At 67.1% G+C, this 19,722-nt stretch carries 17 protein-coding genes; 3 read left to right on the plus strand and 14 right to left on the minus strand.

Going from position 1 to position 19,722, the window contains the following annotated elements; genetic code table 11:
* Window positions 1-137 precede the first annotated feature (137 nt).
* The 3 genes from ACCQ04_RS08315 to ACCQ04_RS08325 all read right to left on the minus strand — a co-directional run bounded on the left by ACCQ04_RS08315 (window position 138) and on the right by ACCQ04_RS08325 (window position 4,350).
* Window positions 138-2,249, minus strand: a complete 2,112-nt coding sequence (locus ACCQ04_RS08315; protein WP_184455672.1) for a methyl-accepting chemotaxis protein — start codon at window positions 2,247-2,249, stop codon at window positions 138-140.
* A 414-nt stretch (window positions 2,250-2,663) separates the two neighbouring features.
* Window positions 2,664-3,848 carry an FAD-dependent monooxygenase gene (locus tag ACCQ04_RS08320; RefSeq protein ID WP_226426454.1) on the minus strand — a complete coding sequence of 395 codons (1,185 nt, stop codon included), beginning with the start codon at window positions 3,846-3,848 and terminating at the stop codon, window positions 2,664-2,666.
* A 37-nt stretch (window positions 3,849-3,885) separates the two neighbouring features.
* Window positions 3,886-4,350: a MarR family winged helix-turn-helix transcriptional regulator gene (locus ACCQ04_RS08325; protein ID WP_046345906.1), complete on the minus strand. Its 465-nt coding sequence runs from the start codon at window positions 4,348-4,350 to the stop codon at window positions 3,886-3,888.
* Between the two features lie 444 nt (window positions 4,351-4,794).
* Between ACCQ04_RS08325 and ACCQ04_RS08330 the strand changes: the two genes are divergently transcribed.
* Entirely contained in the window at window positions 4,795-7,620 is a 2,826-nt protein-coding gene (locus ACCQ04_RS08330; protein ID WP_255618510.1) for a hybrid sensor histidine kinase/response regulator, read from the plus strand.
* A gap of 40 nt (window positions 7,621-7,660) precedes the next feature.
* Here ACCQ04_RS08330 and ACCQ04_RS08335 read toward each other — a convergent pair whose 3' ends face one another.
* Entirely contained in the window at window positions 7,661-8,005 is a 345-nt protein-coding gene (locus tag ACCQ04_RS08335) for a response regulator (RefSeq protein WP_016903378.1), read from the minus strand.
* Window positions 8,006-8,242: 237 nt separating this feature from the next.
* On the opposite strand from ACCQ04_RS08335, the gene ACCQ04_RS08340 reads away from it, so the two are divergent.
* Both ACCQ04_RS08340 and ACCQ04_RS08345 read left to right on the plus strand, forming a co-directional pair.
* The gene (locus ACCQ04_RS08340) at window positions 8,243-9,757 is read left to right on the plus strand and encodes an ATPase domain-containing protein (protein WP_160954980.1); all 1,515 of its coding nucleotides are present in this window, start codon (window positions 8,243-8,245) and stop codon (window positions 9,755-9,757) included.
* Window positions 9,744-11,816 (plus strand): PAS domain-containing hybrid sensor histidine kinase/response regulator family protein, encoded by a 2,073-nt coding sequence (locus tag ACCQ04_RS08345; RefSeq protein ID WP_184614265.1) that lies wholly within the window; start codon window positions 9,744-9,746, stop codon window positions 11,814-11,816. The genes ACCQ04_RS08340 and ACCQ04_RS08345 overlap by 14 nt, the downstream gene beginning before the upstream one ends.
* A gap of 96 nt (window positions 11,817-11,912) precedes the next feature.
* Here ACCQ04_RS08345 and ACCQ04_RS08350 read toward each other — a convergent pair whose 3' ends face one another.
* The 10 genes from ACCQ04_RS08350 to ACCQ04_RS08395 all read right to left on the minus strand — a co-directional run bounded on the left by ACCQ04_RS08350 (window position 11,913) and on the right by ACCQ04_RS08395 (window position 19,663).
* Entirely contained in the window at window positions 11,913-12,617 is a 705-nt protein-coding gene (locus ACCQ04_RS08350; RefSeq protein ID WP_226426452.1) for a tetratricopeptide repeat protein, read from the minus strand.
* Complete coding sequence (locus ACCQ04_RS08355; RefSeq protein WP_226426451.1) at window positions 12,611-13,093, minus strand: cytochrome c-type biogenesis protein; 483 nt, start codon at window positions 13,091-13,093, stop codon at window positions 12,611-12,613. The genes ACCQ04_RS08350 and ACCQ04_RS08355 overlap by 7 nt, the downstream gene beginning before the upstream one ends.
* A complete protein-coding gene (locus ACCQ04_RS08360; RefSeq protein ID WP_226426450.1) occupies window positions 13,093-13,635 on the minus strand; it encodes a DsbE family thiol:disulfide interchange protein in 543 nt (180 codons plus the stop codon). Before ACCQ04_RS08360 ends, ACCQ04_RS08355 begins: the two co-directional genes overlap by 1 nt.
* Complete coding sequence (locus tag ACCQ04_RS08365) at window positions 13,632-15,620, minus strand: heme lyase CcmF/NrfE family subunit (protein ID WP_226426449.1); 1,989 nt, start codon at window positions 15,618-15,620, stop codon at window positions 13,632-13,634. The genes ACCQ04_RS08360 and ACCQ04_RS08365 overlap by 4 nt, the downstream gene beginning before the upstream one ends.
* A gap of 62 nt (window positions 15,621-15,682) precedes the next feature.
* On the minus strand, window positions 15,683-16,153 hold the full coding sequence (ccmE, locus tag ACCQ04_RS08370; RefSeq protein ID WP_024940342.1) for a cytochrome c maturation protein CcmE: 471 nt from the start codon (window positions 16,151-16,153) through the stop codon (window positions 15,683-15,685).
* Window positions 16,150-16,359, minus strand: coding sequence for a heme exporter protein CcmD (gene ccmD / locus ACCQ04_RS08375; RefSeq protein WP_226426448.1), 210 nt, complete (start codon window positions 16,357-16,359; stop codon window positions 16,150-16,152). The genes ccmE and ccmD overlap by 4 nt, the downstream gene beginning before the upstream one ends.
* Window positions 16,356-17,114, minus strand: coding sequence for a heme ABC transporter permease CcmC (gene ccmC, locus ACCQ04_RS08380; RefSeq protein ID WP_024940344.1), 759 nt, complete (start codon window positions 17,112-17,114; stop codon window positions 16,356-16,358). The genes ccmD and ccmC overlap by 4 nt, the downstream gene beginning before the upstream one ends.
* Window positions 17,115-17,124: 10 nt before the next feature.
* Window positions 17,125-18,435, minus strand: a complete 1,311-nt coding sequence (locus ACCQ04_RS08385; RefSeq protein ID WP_104552731.1) for a S8 family serine peptidase — start codon at window positions 18,433-18,435, stop codon at window positions 17,125-17,127.
* Window positions 18,432-19,085: a zf-HC2 domain-containing protein gene (locus ACCQ04_RS08390; protein WP_054592783.1), complete on the minus strand. Its 654-nt coding sequence runs from the start codon at window positions 19,083-19,085 to the stop codon at window positions 18,432-18,434. The genes ACCQ04_RS08385 and ACCQ04_RS08390 overlap by 4 nt, the downstream gene beginning before the upstream one ends.
* The gene (locus tag ACCQ04_RS08395) at window positions 19,082-19,663 is read right to left on the minus strand and encodes a sigma-70 family RNA polymerase sigma factor (RefSeq protein WP_226426447.1); all 582 of its coding nucleotides are present in this window, start codon (window positions 19,661-19,663) and stop codon (window positions 19,082-19,084) included. Before ACCQ04_RS08395 ends, ACCQ04_RS08390 begins: the two co-directional genes overlap by 4 nt.
* Window positions 19,664-19,722: the final 59 nt, after the last annotated feature.

The raw sequence follows: 19,722 nt of genomic DNA on the forward strand, positions 1-19,722 counted from the left end.
GGTGCACTGTGCGGATGTAGCAACCACATCAATGCGATGCAGCGTCATTTCGCCGTGATGCGCTCGCGCAAGTGTCAGCATTGCGCGGGCGCAGGCAGTAACACGGCCAGTCACTAAGGATCGCGCTACCCGGCCAGTCAGATCACCGAGGCATTGACCTTGAACACCTCGACCGCCTGCGTCAGCTGGGTCGAATGCGCTTCCAGCGAACGGGCCGCCGTGCTCGCGGCTTCGACCAGGCTGACGTTCTGCTGGGTGGTTTCGTCCATCTGGGCGATGGTCAGGTTGACCTGTTCGATGCCGCCGGCCTGTTCCTGCGAGGCGGCGGAGATGTGGCCCATGATGTCGGTGACATGCTGGACGCTGGTGACGACCTCGCCCATGGTGGTGCCGGCCTTGTGCACCAGCGTTGCACCGTCGGCGACGCGTTGCACGGAGTCGTCGATCAGGCGTTTGATCTCCTTGGCGGCGTCCGATGAGCGGTGCGAGAGGGTGCGCACTTCCGAGGCCACCACGGCAAAACCGCGGCCTTGTTCACCGGCGCGTGCGGCCTCGACGGCGGCATTGAGCGCGAGGATATTGGTCTGGAAGGCGATGCCGTCGATGACCGAGATGATGTCGGCGATGCGCCTGGACGAGGCTTCGATGCCGGACATCTGTTCGATGACCTGGCCAACCACGTCGCGTCCTTCCGAGGCAATGGCGGCGGCGCCCAGCGCGAGCTGATTGGCACGGCCGGCGTGCTCGGCATTCTGCTTGACGGTGGAGGTCAGCTCTTCCATCGAGGCGGCGGTTTCTTCCAGGCTGGCGGCCTGTTGTTCGCTGCGGCGGGACAGTTCCTGGTTGCCGCTGGCGATGTCTTCGGCGGCAAAACCGATGCTGTTGGAGGTGGTCTGGATATGCGTGACGATGTCGGTGAGGCGATGCACGGTGCTGTTGGCATCGTCGCGCATGGAGGCGAACACGCCGTGGAAGTTGCCGGTCATGCGCACGGTCAGGTCGCCATCGGCGATGCACCGCAGCAGGTCGGAAAACCTGGCCAGGTTGGTATCGGAGGTGGCCATCATGGTGTTGAGGTTTTCGACCATCAGGCGGAAGTCGTGCTCGAACTTCTCAGGCTGGCCGCGCAACGCGAAGTTGCCGGCGCAGGCAGCCTGGGTCAGCTGCTGGATCTGCGCGTTGATGGCGCGCAGGTTCTGCTTGACCTGCTGCATGGTGGCGGTGATGGCGGCCTTTTCGCCAGGGTATTGTTCGATTTCGGGAGCCAGGTCGCCGATGGCATAGCTGCCCATGACCTCGGTCATGCGCAGCTGGGTCTGCACGTGCGCATGTACCAGGGCGTTGGTGTCCTGCACCATGTGCCCGTATTCGCCGGGGAACTGCTGGGCGTCGGTGCGGTAGCTGATCTCGCCGGCATCGTGGCGGGCCGCCATGTTGCGTTGGGCGGAGATCACATCCTGCAGGCGGCGCTGCATCTGTTGCATGGCGCGCAGCAACTGGCCGGATTCGTCCTTGCTGGTGGGCAGGTCCTGGCTGCGCAGGTCGCCGTCGTTGATGCGCTCGGCCAACCGCAGCGATTGGCGCAAGGGCAGCACCACGCTGCGGGTCAGCAACCACGCAATGGTGGCGCCCAGCAGCAAGGCGATGACGGTGGAGACCACCATCAGCATTGCAAAGCCGCGCGCGGTGGTCACCGCGTCCTTGGCGGCCGCGCGGTTCTTGGCTTCCTGCAGGTCGATGAAGGCGTTGATGCTGGCCAGCCAGGCGACGAAGGCGGGGCGCGCCTGCTGCAGCAGGCGTTGTTCGGCATGCGGCTTGTCGGCGCCATCGCGGAACGCGCGCACCTGCGCGATCAACGGCATGGTGCGCTGCTCGATGGCCTTGATCCGCTGGAGGATGGCCTTTTCTTCCGCGTCCGTGGAGGCCGCGATCATGTCGTCCAGCGGCTTGGCGGAGCGGGCGTAGTCCGCGGCGAGCTTGTCGATCGATTGCTCTGCCGTGTGCCGCTCTACTGGGTCGTCCAGCAGCACGACATCGCGCAGGGCGATCGCGCGGTCGTGCACGCTGCCGCGGAAATTGATCGCATAGCGTTGCTTGACGCTGTTCACTTCGTTGATGGCGGTGAGCTGCTGGTCGATGCTGCGCACGCGCTGGATGCCGACGACGGTGAGGATCACCATCAGGACAATGATCGCGAGGAAGCCGAGGGCCAGGCGCTGACCGATGCGCAGATTCGAAAGCAGGGACATAGGGAGTTTGATCGGTGATCCGGCGAGCGGAAGAGCGGGGGAGAATCCCAGCAACAGCTGGGAGGCGATGCGCCCGGGACACCGATGGGGTCGGCAGCGTTGCCGCTGCACGAAGGATGTCTCGACCTGTTCGTTATCGGCCTGCGTCAGCGGAAATGAAACCGCCTGCGGTGGCAGGATTCATCCACGGTTGGCGTCGCAATGCCGTCAGGCCATGGCGATCAGGACGCAAGCCAGCGGTCGCGGCCGCAGCGCAGCGCTTTGGTGCCGGTCAGCGCCGGGGCAGAAGCGGATTCAGGCACGGCAAATGACCGAGGCGTGGAGACGGCCGCGGCGCCGGTGCTGCGGCCGATGGCGGGCGTCGATCAGCATGCATCGTGCCGCCACCGCAGCACGGCCGCCATCCAGGCGGCCTCAGTCATAGCGCGACAGATCCGGCGCCTTCATCGACGGCGTCATCAGCTTGGCGGCAATGTTCTGGATGCTGGGTTGGCTGGCGAATTTCAATGCGCCGTGCAGCAGCTGGATGCCGAGCCGGCTGTGCGGATTCATCAGGCGCGGGCCGATCTTCGGCACGCCCTGGCCCTGTTCCACCATCGGCCGCATGGCGTCGGCGTAGGCGGCGAAGGCCTGTTCCAGCGTCGCGGCACGTGCGATCTCGTTGGCCAGCACGTAGCCGCCGGTGACCGCAAGAGTGGCGCCGATGCCGGCCAGCGGGGTTGCGCACCAGGCGGCGTCGCCGGTCAGCACGACGCGGCCGGCGTGCCAGCGCGGCATGCGCACCTGCCGCAAGGCATCGAAGTAGAAATCGTCGGTGGTGTCCATGCCGTCCAGCACCCGCGCAGCCTGCCAGCCGGCGTCGGCGAAGCGTTCGCGCAGATAGGCCTTCTGGGTCGCCACGTCCCAGTCCTGCTCGCCCTCGGGGGCTTTCTGCAGCGACAGCATCGCGCGCGTGGTGCCGTGCTGGTCCGGGCGCAACGAGATGCTGCGCCCGCCGGTGGTGTGATACCAGCGCCACAGGCGGTCGTCGTCGGCGGTGCGTGCGATGGTGAAGTAGGCAATGGTCAGATCCATCCAGCGCGGGTCGTTCTCGCCGGGAAACACCAGCTCGCGTGTGGCCGAGCCGACGCCTTCGGCGACGATGACGGCATCGAAGCGCTCGCTGCGTCCGCTCTGGAAGCGGACGGTGGCAGCCTCGCCGTCGTCGTCGATGCTGGCGATGCGGTCGCCGAACCGGTACTCGGCCGTCTGGCGGGCGGCGTCGTAGAGCAGGCGGGCGAGGTCGCCGCGCAGGATTTCCAGCTCTGCGGTCGGGCCATCGCCATCGATGTCGTCGGTCTTGAAGGTCGCCACCGCATGGCCGTGGTCGTCGACCCAGGCGGTGCCTTCCTCACCGGTGCCGTGATCGAGTGCGGCCTGCTCCAGGCCCATGCGCTGCAGGACCTCGCGGCCGACCCCGCGCACGTCGATGTTCTGGCCGCCATCGCGAAACTGCGCGGCCTGCTCGACGACGCTGACGTCGAATCCCTGCCGGGCGAGCGCCCAGGCCACGGTGTTGCCGGCGACGCTTGCGCCGGTGATGAGGATGCGACGCGGCATGACAGATCACCCGAAAGAAGAAATATCAGGAGTGATATTACATGTCCTGGTCGCGCTGCTCCAGGTTGGCGATCAGGCGCTGCATGAATGCAACAGTCTGCTGCGCCTCCTCGGGGGAGAAGTCCTTCAGCGCATCGGCATTGAGATCGATCAGTATCTTGCCGCCGATCTCGGCGATCTTGCGCCCGCGCGACGTGAGCGAGACCACTGCGGCGCGGCGGTCCTGCGGCGCCGGGGCGCGCTCGATCAGCTGCAGGCCCTCCAGCTTGTCCAGCAGGGCCACCATTGCCGGCTGCTTCACCGCCGAGTCGATCACCAGGTCGCGTTGCAGCATCGGCCCTTTCCAGGACAGCAGCATGATCGGCCCGAGCAGTGCCAGCGACATCCCATGCGGGCGCAGTTGCGCATCCACCAGACGGTTGAAGACCCGTGCAGCATGGTTGGCCAGATACCCCGGGGCCACCGCAGCCAGCGGGTGAATGAGTGCATCGCGATCCTGCATTTGCGTCATCGTGCCACGCCGTTGGGCCATTTCGCGATTTTATCCGGGCACGCGCACCGCCGGGCATCGCCGGCGCGCCGCGGCGCGGCACCCATGCCGGCTGCCGCGCCAACACGCCATGGTGGGGCCGGCGCGCAGTCGGCAGGCATCGTCACCTGAGTGTTGTAACGTAGGCGGGCGCTGCACGCCTTGCAGGGCGCCACCGGCAACGCCGGATGGCGCTGGCAGGTCCGGCCGGCATCTCGGCCCGTTCCGTTCCTGCCAGCCGGCGCTGCGCGGCGTTTGATCCTGGTTCTTCTTCAATGGTTCGTCAAAGATGCTTGTTTGGGTGATTGGTAAGCCGTCCGCGCACCGCGTTGCGCATTGTCCGCATGACGACTGCCGCCGGGCGGCAGCGCGCCTGGGCACCACGTGAGCGCGCCGTTTCCGTATGGCGACAGCGCCATGGCGCAGGCCGTGCGCGCCTACGACTGGGCCGCAACACCGCTGGGGCCGACCACGCAGTGGCCGTCGCCGCTGCGCAATGCGGTCAGCCTGATGCTCAGCTCGCCGGAAAGCATGTATGTGGTGTGGGGCGATGCGCTGACCTTTTTCTACAACGATGCCTATACGCCGATCCTTGGGCCGCGGCAGCCGCATGCGCTGGGTGCGCCGCTGCGGGAATTGTGGGCCGATGCCTGGGAGGCGGTACGTGCGCCGATCGAGGCCGCGTTCGCGGGGCGCGCCTCGCGCTTCGAGGAAGTGCCGATCGGTATGAACCGCTACGGCACGCCGGAAGACACCTGGTGGACATTCTCGTTCTCGCCGATCTATCTGGACGATGGGCGTGTGGGCGGCGCGTTCTGCGTCACCAACGAAGTCACCGACCGCAAGGTGGCGCAAAACCGGCTTGCCGATGAGCACGAGCGGCTGATCCGGTTGTTCGAGCAGGCGCCGATGTTCATGGCGTTTCTGAGCGGTCCGCAGCATCGGGTGGAGTTCGCCAACCCGTGCTATTCGCGATTGATCGGGCACCGCGACGTGATCGGCAAGCCGCTGGCCGAGGCCCTGCCGGATCTGGTCGAGCAGGGGCATCTGCATCGCCTGGACGAGGTGTATCAGTCCGGGCGTGCCTATGCGGCGAATGCGCTGGCCTATAACGTGCAGGCTGCGCCGGGCGGCCCGGTGGAGCGACGCCTGCTGGATCTGGTCTACCAGCCGATCGCCGGTGCCGATGGCACCGTCTCCGGCATCTTCGTGCAGGGCCTGGACATCACCGACCGCATCGGCCTGGAACGCGCGGTGCGCGAGGCGGAAGTGCGCAACCGGCAGATCCTGGACAGCGTGATGGACTACGCGATCATCGCCACCGACCTGCACGGCCTGGTCACGTCCTGGAACGAGGGCGCGCAGCGCATTCTGGGCTGGAGCGAGGCCGAGATGCTGGGCCAGAACCTGGAGCGCACCTTCACCCCGGAAGATGTGGAGCGCCGGCAGATCCTGATCGAGGCGGCGGCGGCGCTGGAAAGCGGCAGCGGCATGGACGAGCGCTGGCATGTACGCAAGTCCGGCCAGCGTTTCTGGGCGAACGGGTCGCTGATGGTGCTGCGCGACGAAACCGGTGCGGCGATCGGCTTTGTCAAGGTGTTGCGCGACCGCACCGCCGAGCGGCTGGCCAGCGAAGCCCTGCGCGAGAGCGAGCGCCGGCTGGATGCGCTGGTGCGCGCGTCCTCGCAGTCGATCTTCTCGGCCAGCGCCGACTGGCGCGAGCTTCGCCAGCTGGTTGGCGAGGGGGCGCTGAGCGATGCGCTCTCGGCAAGCTTGAACTGGCAGCAGGAGATGGTGCACCCGGACGATCGCGCGCGGCTGGCCGAGGCCATTGCGCATTCGATCGTCAACAAGACCGGGCTGGACGTGGAATACCGCGTGCTGGATGCCGATCAGCGGGTGGGTTGGACCCTGATGCGCGCGATCCCCTTGCTGGACGAGCGCGAGCAGATCGTGGAGTGGTTCGGCACCGCGGCCGACATCACCGACAAGCGGCTGGCCGAACAGCAGCTGCGCCAACTGACCGAAACGCTGGAAGAGCGCGTGCGCGAACGCAGCGCGGCGCTGCTGCTGGCCGAGGAAAAGCTGCGCCAGAGCCAGAAGATGGAGGCGGTCGGCCAGCTGACCGGCGGGCTGGCGCACGACTTCAACAATCTGCTGACGGCGATCAGCGTCGGTCTGGAGCTGTTGCAGACGCGCATCGAACAGGGCAAGTACGACCGCCTGGAGCGCTATGTGGAAATGGCGCAGTCCAGCGCCGCGCGCGCCACCGCACTGACCCAGCGGCTGCTGGCGTTTTCGCGCCGGCAGACCCTGGCGCCGACCGCGCTGGAGGTGCAGGCACTGGTGCAGGGCATGCACGACATCATCGCGCGCACGCTGGGGCCTTCGATCGCCTTGCAGCTGCGCCCTGCAGCCGACCCGTGGAAGGTGCTGGTGGATGCGCCGCAGCTGGAAAACGCGCTATTGAACCTGTGCATCAACGCGCGCGACGCGATGCCCGATGGCGGCGAGCTCACCATCGCCGTCGCCAACCGGGTGCTGGACGCCGGCGCCGCCCAGCAGCTGGACCTGCCGATCGGCGAGTACGTGTGCCTGAGCGTGCAGGACACCGGCACCGGCATGAGCGCCGATGTGATGTCCAAGGTGTTCGAGCCGTTCTTCACCACCAAGCCGATCGGGCAGGGCACCGGTCTGGGCTTGTCGATGATCTACGGATTCACCCGCCAGTCTGGCGGCCACGTGCGCATCGATTCGGAGGTGGGCGTCGGCACCACCATGGCGCTGTACCTGCCGCGCTTCGATGGTGTGCTGGCGCAGGACGAGGCAGTGCCGGCGACCGAGCAACCGCTGCGTTCCACCGCGCCAAGCTGCACGGTACTGCTGGTGGAAGACGAAACCGCGATCCGCGTGCTGATGTCCGAAGTGCTGAGCGAAGCGGGCTACCGCGTCATCGAGACCGCCGAAGGCAGCGCCGCAGTGGAGCGCCTGCGCTCGCAGGAGACGATCGATCTGCTGGTGACCGACGTCGGCCTAACCGGCGGATTGAACGGACGTCAGGTCGCCGACGCGGGGCGGCAGTCGCGGCCGACGCTGCCGGTGCTGTTCGTCACCGGCTACGCGGCAACCGCGGCGGTGGGCGCCGGGCAACTGGAGGACGGCATGGAGGTGCTGACCAAGCCGTTTCTGGCCGTGGACCTGGAACGTCGCGTGGCGCAGTTGCTGGAACGCAAATCGCACTGAGGCCTGCGTGCAGGCTTGGCGATGATTGGGTCGGGGTTGCTTACAGCGCGGTCTGCACGATGCCCAGCAGGTCGCGCAACGAAAACGGCTTGGTCAACAGACGCATGCCGGTATCGAGAAAATCCGCACGCTTGGCGATGGACCCGGCATAGCCGGTCATGAACACGATGGGCAGGGCGGGATACAGACGGCGCGCATTGTCGGCGAGGTCGCGCCCGTTCATACCGGGCAGGCAGATATCGGACAGCAGCAGATCGAACGGACGCGCCTGGTTGAGCTGCTCCAGCGCCTGCTCGGCGTCTGGCGACGCGATGACCTGGTAGCCCTCGTCACCCAGGATATCTGCGGTCATCGCACGAATGGCATCGTCGTCTTCGACCAGCAAGATACGGGCGTTACATGATGCGTGGTTCACCGCAGTCCTCGAGCGATCGCAACCATGCGATGCACTTCAGGTGCAACGCTAGGCCCACGCGCGTGACGAACGTGTCGGAACTGTCATAAAGCGCGGCGCAGGTCACAGCACGCTACCGATATCGCGGGGGCTCAGCTCGCGCCAAGCAAGCTGATCGATTCAGTGGTGCGCAGCGGTCAGTGATGCGCCCGTGATAAATTTAAACCTATGGAAAATCTGAAGCCGATGATCGCAAACCGCATTACGACTGGTACGACGGGGCTTGACACCATCCTGCGCGGCGGCCTGCCGCCCAACCGCCTGTACCTGCTGGAGGGCCAGCCGGGCTCGGGCAAGACCACCGCGTCGCTGCAGTTCCTGCTCGATGGCGCGGCCAAGGGCGAGAGCTGCCTGTACGTGACCTTGTCGGAGACCATCGACGAGCTCAACGAAGTGGCCGCCTCGCACAACTGGTCGCTGGAGGCGCTGCATATCTTCGAGCTGGCATCGGCCGAAGCGTTTCTGGGCGATGGACGCCAGCAGTCCATCCTGCATCCGTGGGAAATGGAGCTGGACGGCACCATCAAGCTGATCCAGGCCGAAGTGGACCGGGTCAAGCCGACGCGTGTGGTGTTCGACTCGTTGTCCGAGTTGCGCCTGCTGGCGCAGGATTCGCTGCGCTACCGGCGTCAGGTGCTGGCGCTCAAGCAGTTCTTTGCGCCGCGCAACATCACCGTGTTCCTGGTCGATGACCTCACCGGCGAGAACGGCGAACGCGATGCGCATCTGCACAGCCTGTGCCATGGGGTGATTTCGCTGGAACGCATGACGCTGGATTTCGGCGCGGCGCGGCGGCGCATGCAGGTGCAGAAGTTGCGCGGCGTGGATTTCATCGCCGGCTACCACGACATCACCATCACCACCGGCGGCATGCGGATCTTTCCGCGGCTGATCGCCTCCGATCACCATGTGCCGTTCATCGGCGATGCGGTGTCCAGTGGCGTGGCGCGTGTCGATGCGCTGCTGCACGGGGGGCCGCTGCGCGGTACCAGCACCCTGCTGACCGGGCCTGCCGGTTCGGGCAAGACCAATATCGCGCTGCAATACGTGACCGCTGCCTGCGAGCGCGGCGAGCATTGCTGCATCCTGGAATTCGACGAGCGCACCGGCACCTTGCTGACGCGTGCCGAGAGCCTGGGCATGGATCTGCGCAAGTATCTGGACGCGGGCCTGCTGGAACTGCATCAGATGGATCCGGCCGAGCTGACCCCGGGCGAGTTCGCCTGGGCGGTGCGCGCCAGCGTGGAACAGCGCAACTGCCGCGTGCTGGTGATCGACAGCCTCAACGGCTATCTCACCTCGATGCCGCAGGAAAAGCAGCTGATGCTGCAGATGCACGAGCTGCTGTCCTACCTCAACCAGAGCGGCGTGACCACGTTCCTGGTCAATCCGCAGCACGGCCTGGTCGGCACCATGTCCACCGGCAACCTCAATATCTCCTACATGGCCGACACCGTCATCCTGTTCCGCTTCTTCGAGGCTCAGGGGCGCATCCGCAAGGCCGTGTCGGTGATCAAGAACCGCAGTGGCGCGCATGAGGATTCGATCCGCGAGTTGCGCATCGGGACGGGCGGTATCCATCTGAGCGAGCCGCTGGAGAAATTCCACGGCGTGCTGACCGGTACTCCGCATTTTGTTGGGGACGACACGCCGTTGCTGGATCGTCCACTTGACTACCTGTGACCCGGATGGGTCCATCGTCCACATCATCGCGCCGTTCGGCCGCGATGCGGAGAGCATTGCCGGCATCGTCGGTCAGCGCGGACTGACGCGCCGGGTGTATGGGTCGCTGGCTGCGCTGGCGGACGACCTGCTCGATGCCTCCGGCGTGGTGGTGTTGACCGAGGAAGCGGTGGGCGGGGATCTGCGTCAGTTCTCGCATGCCCTGCAGAGCCAGGCCGCCTGGTCGGATATTCCGTTCGTGCTGCTGCGTGCGCCGCGCGGCAGCCACAACGGGCGCCAGGCCACGCTGCCGGCGGAAGTGACCAACGTCATCGAGCTGGAACGGCCGCTGAGCTCGTCGTCGTTGTTGAGCGCGATCTCCACTGCGTTGCGCTCGCGCCAGAAGCAGTTCGTGATTCGCGACCAGATGGCGCAGTTGGCCGAAAGCAAGACGGCCCTGATGTCGAGCGAGGCCGAGCTGCGTCGCGTCACCGACGCACTGCCGGTGCTGATTGCCTTCATCGACAAGGATCTGGTGTACCGCTTCGCCAACCGCTCGTATGAAGACTGGATCGGCATCCCGCCTGCCGAGGTGATCGGGCGGTCCATGGTGGATGTGGTGGGACCGGCGATGGTGCAGCAGCGCCGCGCCTGGATCGAGGCCGCACTGGCCGGGCAGGCGTTGACGGTGGAGGCCAGTTGGCCGCACGCCGACGGACGCCGGCGCGATGCGGAGATCCGCTACATGCCGCGCCTGGATGCGGACGGCCAGGTGGACGGCTTTCATGTGTTTGCCACTGACATCACCGCGCGCGCGCTGGCGCTGGAATCGATCCAGCAGCAGGCCAGCCTGCTCGAGGTCAAGGTGGCCGAACGCACCGCCGAGCTGCAGCAGCAGATGCTGGCACGCGAGTCCAGCGAAGCGGCATTGCGCCAGGCGCAGAAGATGGAGGCGGTGGGCCAGCTCACCGGCGGCATCGCACACGACTTCAACAACATGCTGACCGGCATCCTGTCGGCGCTGGATCTGGCGCGCCTGCGCATCGACCAGGGCCGCACCGAAGGGCTGGGCCGCTTTCTGGATGTGGCGTCGGCCTCGGCCCTGCGCGCGGCCGCACTGACGCAACGGCTGCTGGCGTTCTCGCGCCGGCAATCGCTGGAAGCGCGGCATCTGCATCTGAACGACCTGGTGGTATCGCTGCAGGAATTGCTGGCGCGCACGCTGGGCGAATCGGTGCATCTGGAAACCGATCTGCAGGCCGACCTGCCGCAGGCGTATGTCGACGAAAACCAGCTGGAAAGCGCGCTGCTCAACCTGGCGATCAATGCCCGCGATGCGATGCCCGATGGCGGGCAGCTGCGCATCGCCACCCGGCAGTTGCAGGTCCAAGCGCAGCCGCTGGAACTCGGGCGCGGGGTGACGCTGGCGCCGGGCAATTACGTGGTGGTGTCGGTGACCGACAGCGGCGCGGGTATGCCGGCCGACGTGCTGGAGCGTGTGTTCGAACCGTTCTACACCACCAAGCCGATCGGGCAGGGCACCGGCCTGGGCATGTCGATGATCTACGGCTTCATGCAGCAGTCCAACGGGCAGGTGTGGGTGGAGTCTGAGCTGGGCAGGGGCACCACGGTAAGCCTGTACCTGCCCGCCGGTCTCCATCCGCAGGCGCTGTCGCCGCAACCGCAAGCCGGTGCCGTGGTGTCCGGACGCGGCCAGCAGGTGCTGGTGGTGGAAGACGACGAACAGGTGCGGCTGCTGGTCACCGAACTGCTCAATGAATTGGGCTATGAGGCCGATGTGGTGGCCGACGCCGATGCGGCGCTGCCGATCCTGGCCTCGCAACGGCGCATCGATCTGCTGGTGACCGACGTGGGCCTGCCCGGGCTCAACGGGCGCCAGTTGGCGGAGATCGCGCGGCAGTCGCGGCGGGATCTGCCGGTGATCTTCATGACCGGCTATGCGGAAACCGCGCGCGATCGCGGCGAGTTTCTTGCCGACGGCATGAGCATGATCGCCAAGCCGTTTACGCTGGGCGAGTTCAGCGGAAAGCTGCACGAGGTGTTGGGGCCGTCGGCCTGATCGGGGTGCGCGGTCAATCGCGCCTGACACCACGACGGTGCTGCCATCGGCTGGTGTGGTGGTGTCCTTGAAGGCGGGTGCAGTCCAAGGTTGGCGTCAGGGCGCTGCGCGCCCGAATTGCCGCGCGCTGGCCAGCGACTCGGCCACGGCGATCTTGTCGGCCACCGCCTTCTGCATCGGCGAGCCGGCGTCGAGCAAGCCATGCAGATGCCGCCAGTGCTCGCTGGCAGCGCGGTAGTCCTGCTGCTGAAAGTCGCTGATGCCCAGCAGCCACAGGCCGCGCTGATGGTCCGGCTCGCGTGCGACCACCTGTTGCAGGCGGCTGCGTGAGTTGGCGTCGATGGCGAAATCGCTGCGCGTGGCCATGTCCGCGGCCACCCAGCCGACGATGGCGGCGCTGAGATCCGGCGCGATTTTGAGCGCTTGCGCATAGGCCTCACGCGCATCGGCGGGGCGGTTGTCCTGCTCGTGGGTCCTGGCTTGCTGCATCCACGACTCCAGCGCCTGCTCCTGCGCAACGTCGGCGTTGGCCTCTGCGGCCCGGGCTTGCTCACCCGCGGCGACGGCAGGCGCGTCTGTCGGTTGCGCCGTCGCGTAGACACGCCGTGCGATCGCATCCGGCGCGCCGACCAGCCGATACAAGCCGGCCGTGGCGATCGGCAAGCCGAGCACCAGCACAATCGGCAGGCTGTAGCGTGCATTGCCCTTGCGCGTTGGCTGACGCAGCAACGGCACCAGCAACAACAGCAAGGCGACGACCACCAGCGCGGCGCTTGCGACATAGAAACCGGTCATCACCATTCTTCCTCCGGTTGCGGCGCCACCGGCGTGCCGGCGCGCGCACGTTTGCGCACGGTGTGGATCACCACGCCCGCACCGGCACCCAGCAGCAGCAACGGACCGAACCACAGCAGCCAGGTGCCGCGCTTGACCGGCGGGTCGTACAGCACGAAGTCCGAATAGCGATCGACCATGTACTGCTTGATCTGCGCATCGCTCCTGCCGGCCTGCAACTGCGCGAACACCTGGTGGCGCAGATCGCGCGCAAGCTCGGCATTGGAGTCGGCCAGGTTCTCGTTCTGGCACACCAGGCAGCGCAACTGCGCGGTCAGGCGCTGATAACGCGCTTCGTCGCTGCGGTTCTTGAACGGCAGCGGGTCCACCGCCTGCGCCGCCAGCGGCGGTGCAAGCAGCACGCCCAGCAACAGCACCAGCAGCACACGCAGTTGCCGGCCCTGCATGCGCCAGTACCAGCGCCAAACCCGGCGCGCCGCCATCACCGCGTGCCCTGGGGCAGTGCGGCGATGGCGGGCAGCAGCTCGTCGTGGATGACCGCGGGCGTGAGCACGCCGATGTGCTTGTAGCGGATCACGCCTTGCGCATCGATCAGGAAACTCTCCGGCGCACCGTAGACACCGAAATCGATCGCGGTCTGGCCGGCTTCGTCGGCAATCACCAACGTATACGGATTGCCGTACTGCGCAAGCCAGGCCGTGGCGTCGGCTTGCGCGTCCTTGTAGTTATAGCCGATCAACGCCACCCCGAGCCGGCTGGCCTGCGCCATCAGCACCGGATGTTCGTGCACGCATTCGGCGCACCAGCTGCCGAACACGTTGAGGACATAGGGCTTGCCCAGCAGCTGGTCGCGGCTGACGCGTTGCTCGGGCCGATCCAGCCGCGGCAGCGAGAACGCCGGTGCCGGCTTGCCGATCAACGGCGAGGGCACATCGCGCGGGTTGTGCTGCATCGTCCAGTAGATGCCGAAGCCGAACAGCGCCGCCAGCAACAGAAAACCCAGCAAGGGCAGCAGACGGTTCATGCGTGCGATTCCTGCGCGGTGACACTGGTGCGGTGTGCGGGTGCCGTCGCCGCCGTCTTGGCGAGCGCCGGCGCACGGAACCGGCGGGCGCAGGCGCTGACGAAGCCGCCCAGCACCATCAGCAGGCCGCCGGCCCAGATCCAGCGGATGAAGGGTTTGTAGTACAGCCGCAGCGTCCAGTCGTATTCGATGTGTTGGTCGTCCAGCGGCTCGCCGAGCGCGACATACAGATCGCGGGTGATACCGGGGTCGATCGCCGATTCGGTCTGGATGCGCTCGCTGCTGTACAGGCGTTTTTGCGGATGCAGTTGCGCGATCAACTGGCCATCGCGGCTGACCTGCACGCTGCCTTGTTCGGCCTTCCAGTTCGGCCCGTCGATCAGTTGCACGCCGTCGAAGCGGAAGGCGTAACCGGCGATCTCGGCGGTCTGCCCGGGCGACAGCCGCACGTCGCGTTCGACCGACAGGCTTTCCGACACCAGCACGCCGGCCACGAACACCGCCACGCCCGCGTGCGCGAGCAGCATGCCGGCCATTTCCGCCGGAAACCGCCGGCCGCGCGGCATCTCGCGCCAGCGCTTGTACATGTACAGCGCGGTGCCGGCCGCCACCCATGCGGCAACGCCGATCCCGGCGATCGCCCTGGGCTGGCCCTCGGCAAACAGGCTGCCGACCAGCGCACAGGCGACCGCGGCGATGCCGGCGCGCGTGCCCAGTGCCTGCAACGGCGCCGCCTCGGCCTTGCCCCAGCGCAGATAGGGGCCGAACGGCAGCAACAGCATCACCGGCAACATCAGCAGCGGGAACAGCAAGCCGAAGTAGGGCGGCCCCACCGACACCTTGCCCAGGCCGAAGGCATCGGCCACCAGCGGAAACAAGGTGCCCAGCAACACCATCGCCGCCGCCACGGTGAGCAGCAGGTTGCCGATCAGGATGGCGGTCTCGCGCGAGGCGGCGGCGAACGGTTTGCCGCTGGCGATCCGGGGCGCGCGCAGCGCGTACAGCAGCAACGAGCCGCCGACCACCGCGATTAAAAAGATCAGGATGTACAGGCCGCGGCGCGGATCGGCGGCGAACGCATGCACCGAGGTCAGCACGCCCGAGCGCACCAGGAAGGTGCCCAGCAACGACAGCGAGAACGCCAGGATCGACAGCAGGATGGTCCAGGCGCGCAGGCTGCCGCGTTTTTCGGTGACCGCCTGGGTGTGGATCAGCGCGGTGCCGACCAGCCACGGCATGAAGCTGGCGTTTTCCACCGGGTCCCAGAACCACCAGCCGCCCCAGCCCAGTTCCGCGTACGCCCACCAACTGCCGGCGACGATACCGGCGGTGAGGCAGGCCCAGGCCACATTGGTCCACGGTCGCGCCCAGCGCACCCAGGCCTGTTCCAGTTCGCCACCCAGCAAGGCCGCCACCGCAAACGCGAACGCCACCGAGAAGCCGACATAGCCGGTGTACAGCACCGGCGGGTGGAAGGTCATGCCCGGGTCCTGCAGCACCGGATTGAGTTCGTTGCCATCCAGCGGAATCGGCGACAGTCGCGCGAACGGATTGGAAGTCAGCAGGATGAAGGCCAGAAAGCCCACCGACACCAGCCCCAGCACCGCCAGCACGCGCGCGGCAAAATGCTGCGGCAGATGCCGGCTGAAGGCGGCCAGCAACAGCGTCCAGCTCGACAGGATTGCGATCCACAGCAGCAACGAGCCTTCGTGCGCGCCCCACACCGCGGCAAAGCGGTAGTACCAGGGCAGGGCGATGTTGGCGTTGTCGGCGACATAGCGCACCGAAAAATCCAGCGACAGCAGCGACCAGGCGAGCAGGCCGAACGCCATCCACACGAACAGCGCCTGACCGACCGCGGCCGGCCGCGCAACGCCCATCAACGCGCCACTGCCGCGCCAGGCGCCGATCAGTGGCAGTACGCCCTGGGCAAGCGAAAGCAGTAACGCCAGGATCAGGGCGATCTGGCCGAGTTCAGGTGTCATGGGCGAATCGCATCGTGCAGCGAAGAGGCATCATTGAGGGAAGGAACAAGCTGCGCGCCGCATCAGCGCGGCGCAGGCAGCGGCACCGCGGCGGCGGGAATCGGCTTGCCGACATGGCCTTCGGCCATCGCGTCCTTCAGTTCCTTCGGCATATAGGTTTCGTCGTGCTTGGCCAGCACTTCGTTGGCGACGAAGCGCCCGCCCTGCATGCGCCCGTTGGCGATCACCGACTGGTTGTCGCGGAACAGGTCGGGAAGAATGCCGGTGTACTCGACCTGCGTCGCGGCATGCCTGTCGATCACGGTGAAGTGGACGGTGAGACTGTCGGTGGCGCGCTGGATCGAGCCGGCCTTGACCATGCCGCCGAGGCGGAATTGCCGGTAGCCGGCCGCCTCGCCGGCATGCACCTGGCTGGGCGTGAACAGGTAGCTCATGTTCCGCTGCAGCGCGAGCACGATCAGCGTGACCGCCAATGCCGCAGCGGCGAGTGCGCCGATCACCAGCCACAGGCGTTGCTTGCGGGTGGCGTTCATGGGGCGTCACGCTCCAGCGGCGCTGTTGCCGACAATTCGCGCGTGCGCCGCGGCGTTTGCCGTTGCAGCTGGCCGCGCAGCTCGCGCGGCAGGCGGTGGCGACGCAACCATGGCGATGCCAGGTCGGCCAGCAGCACCAGCACGAACAGCGCGTATGCGGTCCACACGTATTGCCCGTAACCGCCCATCGCCAGCAGGGTCGTCATGCGGTGCGCTCCGTCAGCACGATGCGGCGCGCCCAGTCCTTGCCGCTTTCCAGGGCGAGCAGGTCCACGCGCACGCGGCCGAACAGGCTGGCCAGGTAATAGCACTTGGTCGCCAGCATCATCGTCAGCAGCGGCCACAGCATGTCCGCGCTCATCGTGGAGGGGCCGAGCAGGCGCACGGTAGAGCCCTGGTGCAGCGTGTTCCACCACACCACCGAGTAATGCACGATCGGCAGATTCACCAGGCCCACCAATGCCAGCAAGCCGGCCGCACGCATCGCCTGGCGGCGGTCTTCCACCGCGTGGTACAGGCCGAGCACGCCCAGATACAGGAACAGCAGCAGCAACTCGGAGGTCAGCCGCGCATCCCAGGTCCACCAGGTGCCCCACATCGGCTTGCCCCACAGCGAGCCGGTGCACAAGGTGATGAAGGTGAAGGCCGCGCCGATCGGCGCCGAGGCCATGGTCACCACCTCGGCCAGCTTGATCCGCCAGACCAGTGCGATGAACGCGGATACGCCCATCGCCGCGTAGATGAACAGGCTCATCCAGGCGCTGGGTACGTGGATGAAGATGATGCGGTAGGCATCGTGCTGCTGGTAATCCGGCGGCGCCAGCACCAGCCCGCCGTAGGCGGCCACCGCACCAAGCAACAGCGCCAGGCCCAATGCCCACGGACGCACGCGTCCGGCCACGCGATAGAAGGTCGGCGGCGAGCTCAGTCTGTGCAGCCACAAGGGAATCCACTTGGCCATGCCGGTGTCGTCAGTTGGAATGTCTGGCGGGAGGCGCCAGCGCCTGCACGGCGGCACCGGCGTTGACCTGCAACTGGCCGTCGGAGAGCTTGCTGGTGCGCTGCATCAGCTCGCGCAATGCGGTGGCGTCCAGCGACGGCGACAGCGACAACAGCAACGCGACCACGCCGCTGACATGCGCGGTGGCCATCGACGAGCCGGAGGTGAAGTCGTAGCGGCCGTTCGGCTGGGTGGTCAGGATGTCCTTGCCGGGGGCGCTGAGCACGCCGGGCATGGCCGCGGTGGGGCTGCTGCTGCGTACCACCAGCACGCCCGGCACATCGTTGGGAAAACCGTCCAGCCGGCCGTTGGGCGGCATCGCGGCGACCACGATGCGGCCCTGCTGCACCAGGTGCTGCAGCATCTTGCTCAGCAGCGGGTCGGCCGGGCCGCCCAGGCTCAGGTTGATCACGCGCGCGGAGCTGTTGTTGATCGCCGCCAGCGCCTTGGCCAGGGTGAAGGTGTTGCAGCGTGCGGTGGCGCCGACCGTGGGCGCATACCAGCAGGCCTTGTAGATGCTCAGCATGGCCTTGGGCGCCATGCCGACGATGCCTTGATGGTTGTTGCTGCCGGCGGCGATGATGCCGGCCACCTCGGTGCCGTGCGAGTCGCTGCTGGTCATCACCGGCGAATCGTCGACCAGGTCGTGCACGTCGCGGATGCGCGCCTTCAGGTCGGCATGCGTGGTGTCCACGCCGGTGTCGACCACCGCCACCACCACGCCGCGGCCCTGGGTGACGGTCTGCGCGCTGGCCGCATCGGTGGCGATGAAGCCGCGCTGCAGATCCACATAGGGGTCGTTGTAGCCGGAGAGCGCGGTGGTCTTTTCCGATGCGTCGGCGGAAAACACCGAGAAATCCTGCACCGGTTGCACCAGCTCCACGCCGTCGTCGTCGGCCAGCGCGCTGACCAGTTCGTCGCGCGACACCCCCGGCGGTGGCTGCAGCACGGCGCAATACAGGCCCAGCGAGGTGATCGGCCAGCCGGAGACTTCGCGCAGCTTGTAGCGCTGCTTGAGTGCTTCCATGCGCACGGCGGCCTTCTGACCGGCGCCGTAATAGCTGGAGGCGTAGCCGATCAGGCTGGACCCGGCGCGGGCCGGCGGTGCGCTGAGCGGATTGGCCACCGCCAGCAGGATGTCGCGGCTGCTGTCGGGCGTGTGCGCATCGGCCGCCGGTGGCGTGCTGGCGCTGGCGGCGGCCTGCGCCGGCTCCTGCGCGGCGGCCTGCGGGCCAAGGCCGATGCAGGCGGCGATGATGCCGATGGCGAGCAGGCGCTTCATGGTGCGGACACGATCTCGGCCATGCGGATGCCCGGGTTGGCGCGCAACTGCTGCACGGTCTGCTGCGGCTGGGCCGGCGGTTGCGGCTGGGCCGGCACCACCGTGTAGGCGCCCATCTCGTTGGGCCCGCCGATCACCTGCAACTGCTGTGCATGCAGCAGGCGGTCCCAGTCGGCCACGGTCATCTTGGCGTCCGGCACCACCCGGATGGCGCCTTGCGGCACCGGCTGGGCGGTGGCGCTGCTGAGCGTGCGGTAGTCGTGCGAGGGCGCAGGCGTGGCCAGCCTGACGCCCATGACGCCCAGGCCGATCGCCTGCACCAGCGCTGCGGCCGCCAGGGCGCGCACCGTCCAGCTACCGGAGCGGCGCGCTGCCGGTGGCGCGGGCGCGCTGGCCTGCTCCGGCGCATCCAGGCGACCGAGCAGGCGCTGCAGGCCGGCGTTGGCGTCCAGCTTCACCGCCGACGGCAGCGCCAGCGCCTGGCGCAGGCGGTTCTGCTGGGCGAACTCGGCACTGCACGAGGCGCACTTGGCCACGTGCGCGATCAGCCAGGTGTTCTCTTCCTCGGTGGCGCTGTCGAGCAGGACCGCGGGCATCAGTTCCCAGGCGTGCGAGCATTCCTTGCCAGGCGCGATGAAAAACGTCTTCATTGCATGGTCTCCGTATAGGGGGCGCCGCCGGCCAGACCGGGCAGCACATTGCGTAATTTGACCCGCGCATGGAACAGCCGGGCCTTGATGGTGCCTACCGGGCACTGCATGATTTCGGCGACTTCTTCCAGCTTGTGGCCGATGCCGTAGACCAGTTCGATCACCAGGCGCTGATCCGGCGACAGCCGTTCCATGCCCTTGTCGAGCCAGTCGCGCAGCTCGCGGTCGTTGTTGTCGTCGGCGCTGGGGGCGTGGTCTTCCACCACCGCTGTATCGTCGATGGCCTCGCCGTCGTGCTGGCGCAGGCATTTGAGGCCGCAGCGATAGGCGATGCCCATGATCCAGGTCGAAACCTGCGAATCTCCGCGGAAGTCGCCGGCCTTCTGCCAGGCGATCCAGAAACAGTCGTTGATGGCTTCTTCGATGATGTCCGGGCGCCGGGTCAGGCGCGACAGGAAGCGGCACAGCCGGCCGTGATAGCTGGTGTACATGGTGGACAACGCGGCGCGATCGCCCGCCGCCATGCGGCGCAGCAGCATGCGATCGGTGGCATCACCCAGGGTGTCGGAATCATTCATCGAGGCAGGCACGGCTTAGGACGCATGTCAGTGCCCGCGGGCGGGCAAAAGGTTGCGTG

Source organism: Xanthomonas sp. NCPPB 2866 (genome assembly GCF_041475745.2).
Classification (GTDB): domain Bacteria; phylum Pseudomonadota; class Gammaproteobacteria; order Xanthomonadales; family Xanthomonadaceae; genus Xanthomonas; species Xanthomonas arboricola.

What these genes read in the sequence shown, in the direction of transcription:
- ACCQ04_RS08340 (WP_160954980.1), top strand. Translation starts at nt 8,243, where the DNA reads ATGGAAAATCTGAAGCCGATGATCGCAAACCGCATTACGACTGGTACG.
- ccmD (WP_226426448.1), bottom strand. Translation starts at nt 16,359, where the DNA reads ATGACGACCCTGCTGGCGATGGGCGGTTACGGGCAATACGTGTGGACC.
- ACCQ04_RS08360 (WP_226426450.1), bottom strand. Translation starts at nt 13,635, where the DNA reads ATGAACCGTCTGCTGCCCTTGCTGGGTTTTCTGTTGCTGGCGGCGCTG.
- ACCQ04_RS08325 (WP_046345906.1), bottom strand. Translation starts at nt 4,350, where the DNA reads ATGCAGGATCGCGATGCACTCATTCACCCGCTGGCTGCGGTGGCCCCG.
- ccmE (WP_024940342.1), bottom strand. Translation starts at nt 16,153, where the DNA reads ATGAACGCCACCCGCAAGCAACGCCTGTGGCTGGTGATCGGCGCACTC.
- ACCQ04_RS08320 (WP_226426454.1), bottom strand. Translation starts at nt 3,848, where the DNA reads ATGCCGCGTCGCATCCTCATCACCGGCGCAAGCGTCGCCGGCAACACC.
- ACCQ04_RS08355 (WP_226426451.1), bottom strand. Translation starts at nt 13,093, where the DNA reads ATGGCGGCGCGCCGGGTTTGGCGCTGGTACTGGCGCATGCAGGGCCGG.
- ccmC (WP_024940344.1), bottom strand. Translation starts at nt 17,114, where the DNA reads ATGGCCAAGTGGATTCCCTTGTGGCTGCACAGACTGAGCTCGCCGCCG.
- ACCQ04_RS08385 (WP_104552731.1), bottom strand. Translation starts at nt 18,435, where the DNA reads ATGAAGCGCCTGCTCGCCATCGGCATCATCGCCGCCTGCATCGGCCTT.
- ACCQ04_RS08395 (WP_226426447.1), bottom strand. Translation starts at nt 19,663, where the DNA reads ATGAATGATTCCGACACCCTGGGTGATGCCACCGATCGCATGCTGCTG.
- ACCQ04_RS08350 (WP_226426452.1), bottom strand. Translation starts at nt 12,617, where the DNA reads ATGGTGATGACCGGTTTCTATGTCGCAAGCGCCGCGCTGGTGGTCGTC.
- ACCQ04_RS08315 (WP_184455672.1), bottom strand. Translation starts at nt 2,249, where the DNA reads ATGTCCCTGCTTTCGAATCTGCGCATCGGTCAGCGCCTGGCCCTCGGC.
- ACCQ04_RS08390 (WP_054592783.1), bottom strand. Translation starts at nt 19,085, where the DNA reads ATGAAGACGTTTTTCATCGCGCCTGGCAAGGAATGCTCGCACGCCTGG.
- ACCQ04_RS08330 (WP_255618510.1), top strand. Translation starts at nt 4,795, where the DNA reads ATGGCGCAGGCCGTGCGCGCCTACGACTGGGCCGCAACACCGCTGGGG.
- ACCQ04_RS08365 (WP_226426449.1), bottom strand. Translation starts at nt 15,620, where the DNA reads ATGACACCTGAACTCGGCCAGATCGCCCTGATCCTGGCGTTACTGCTT.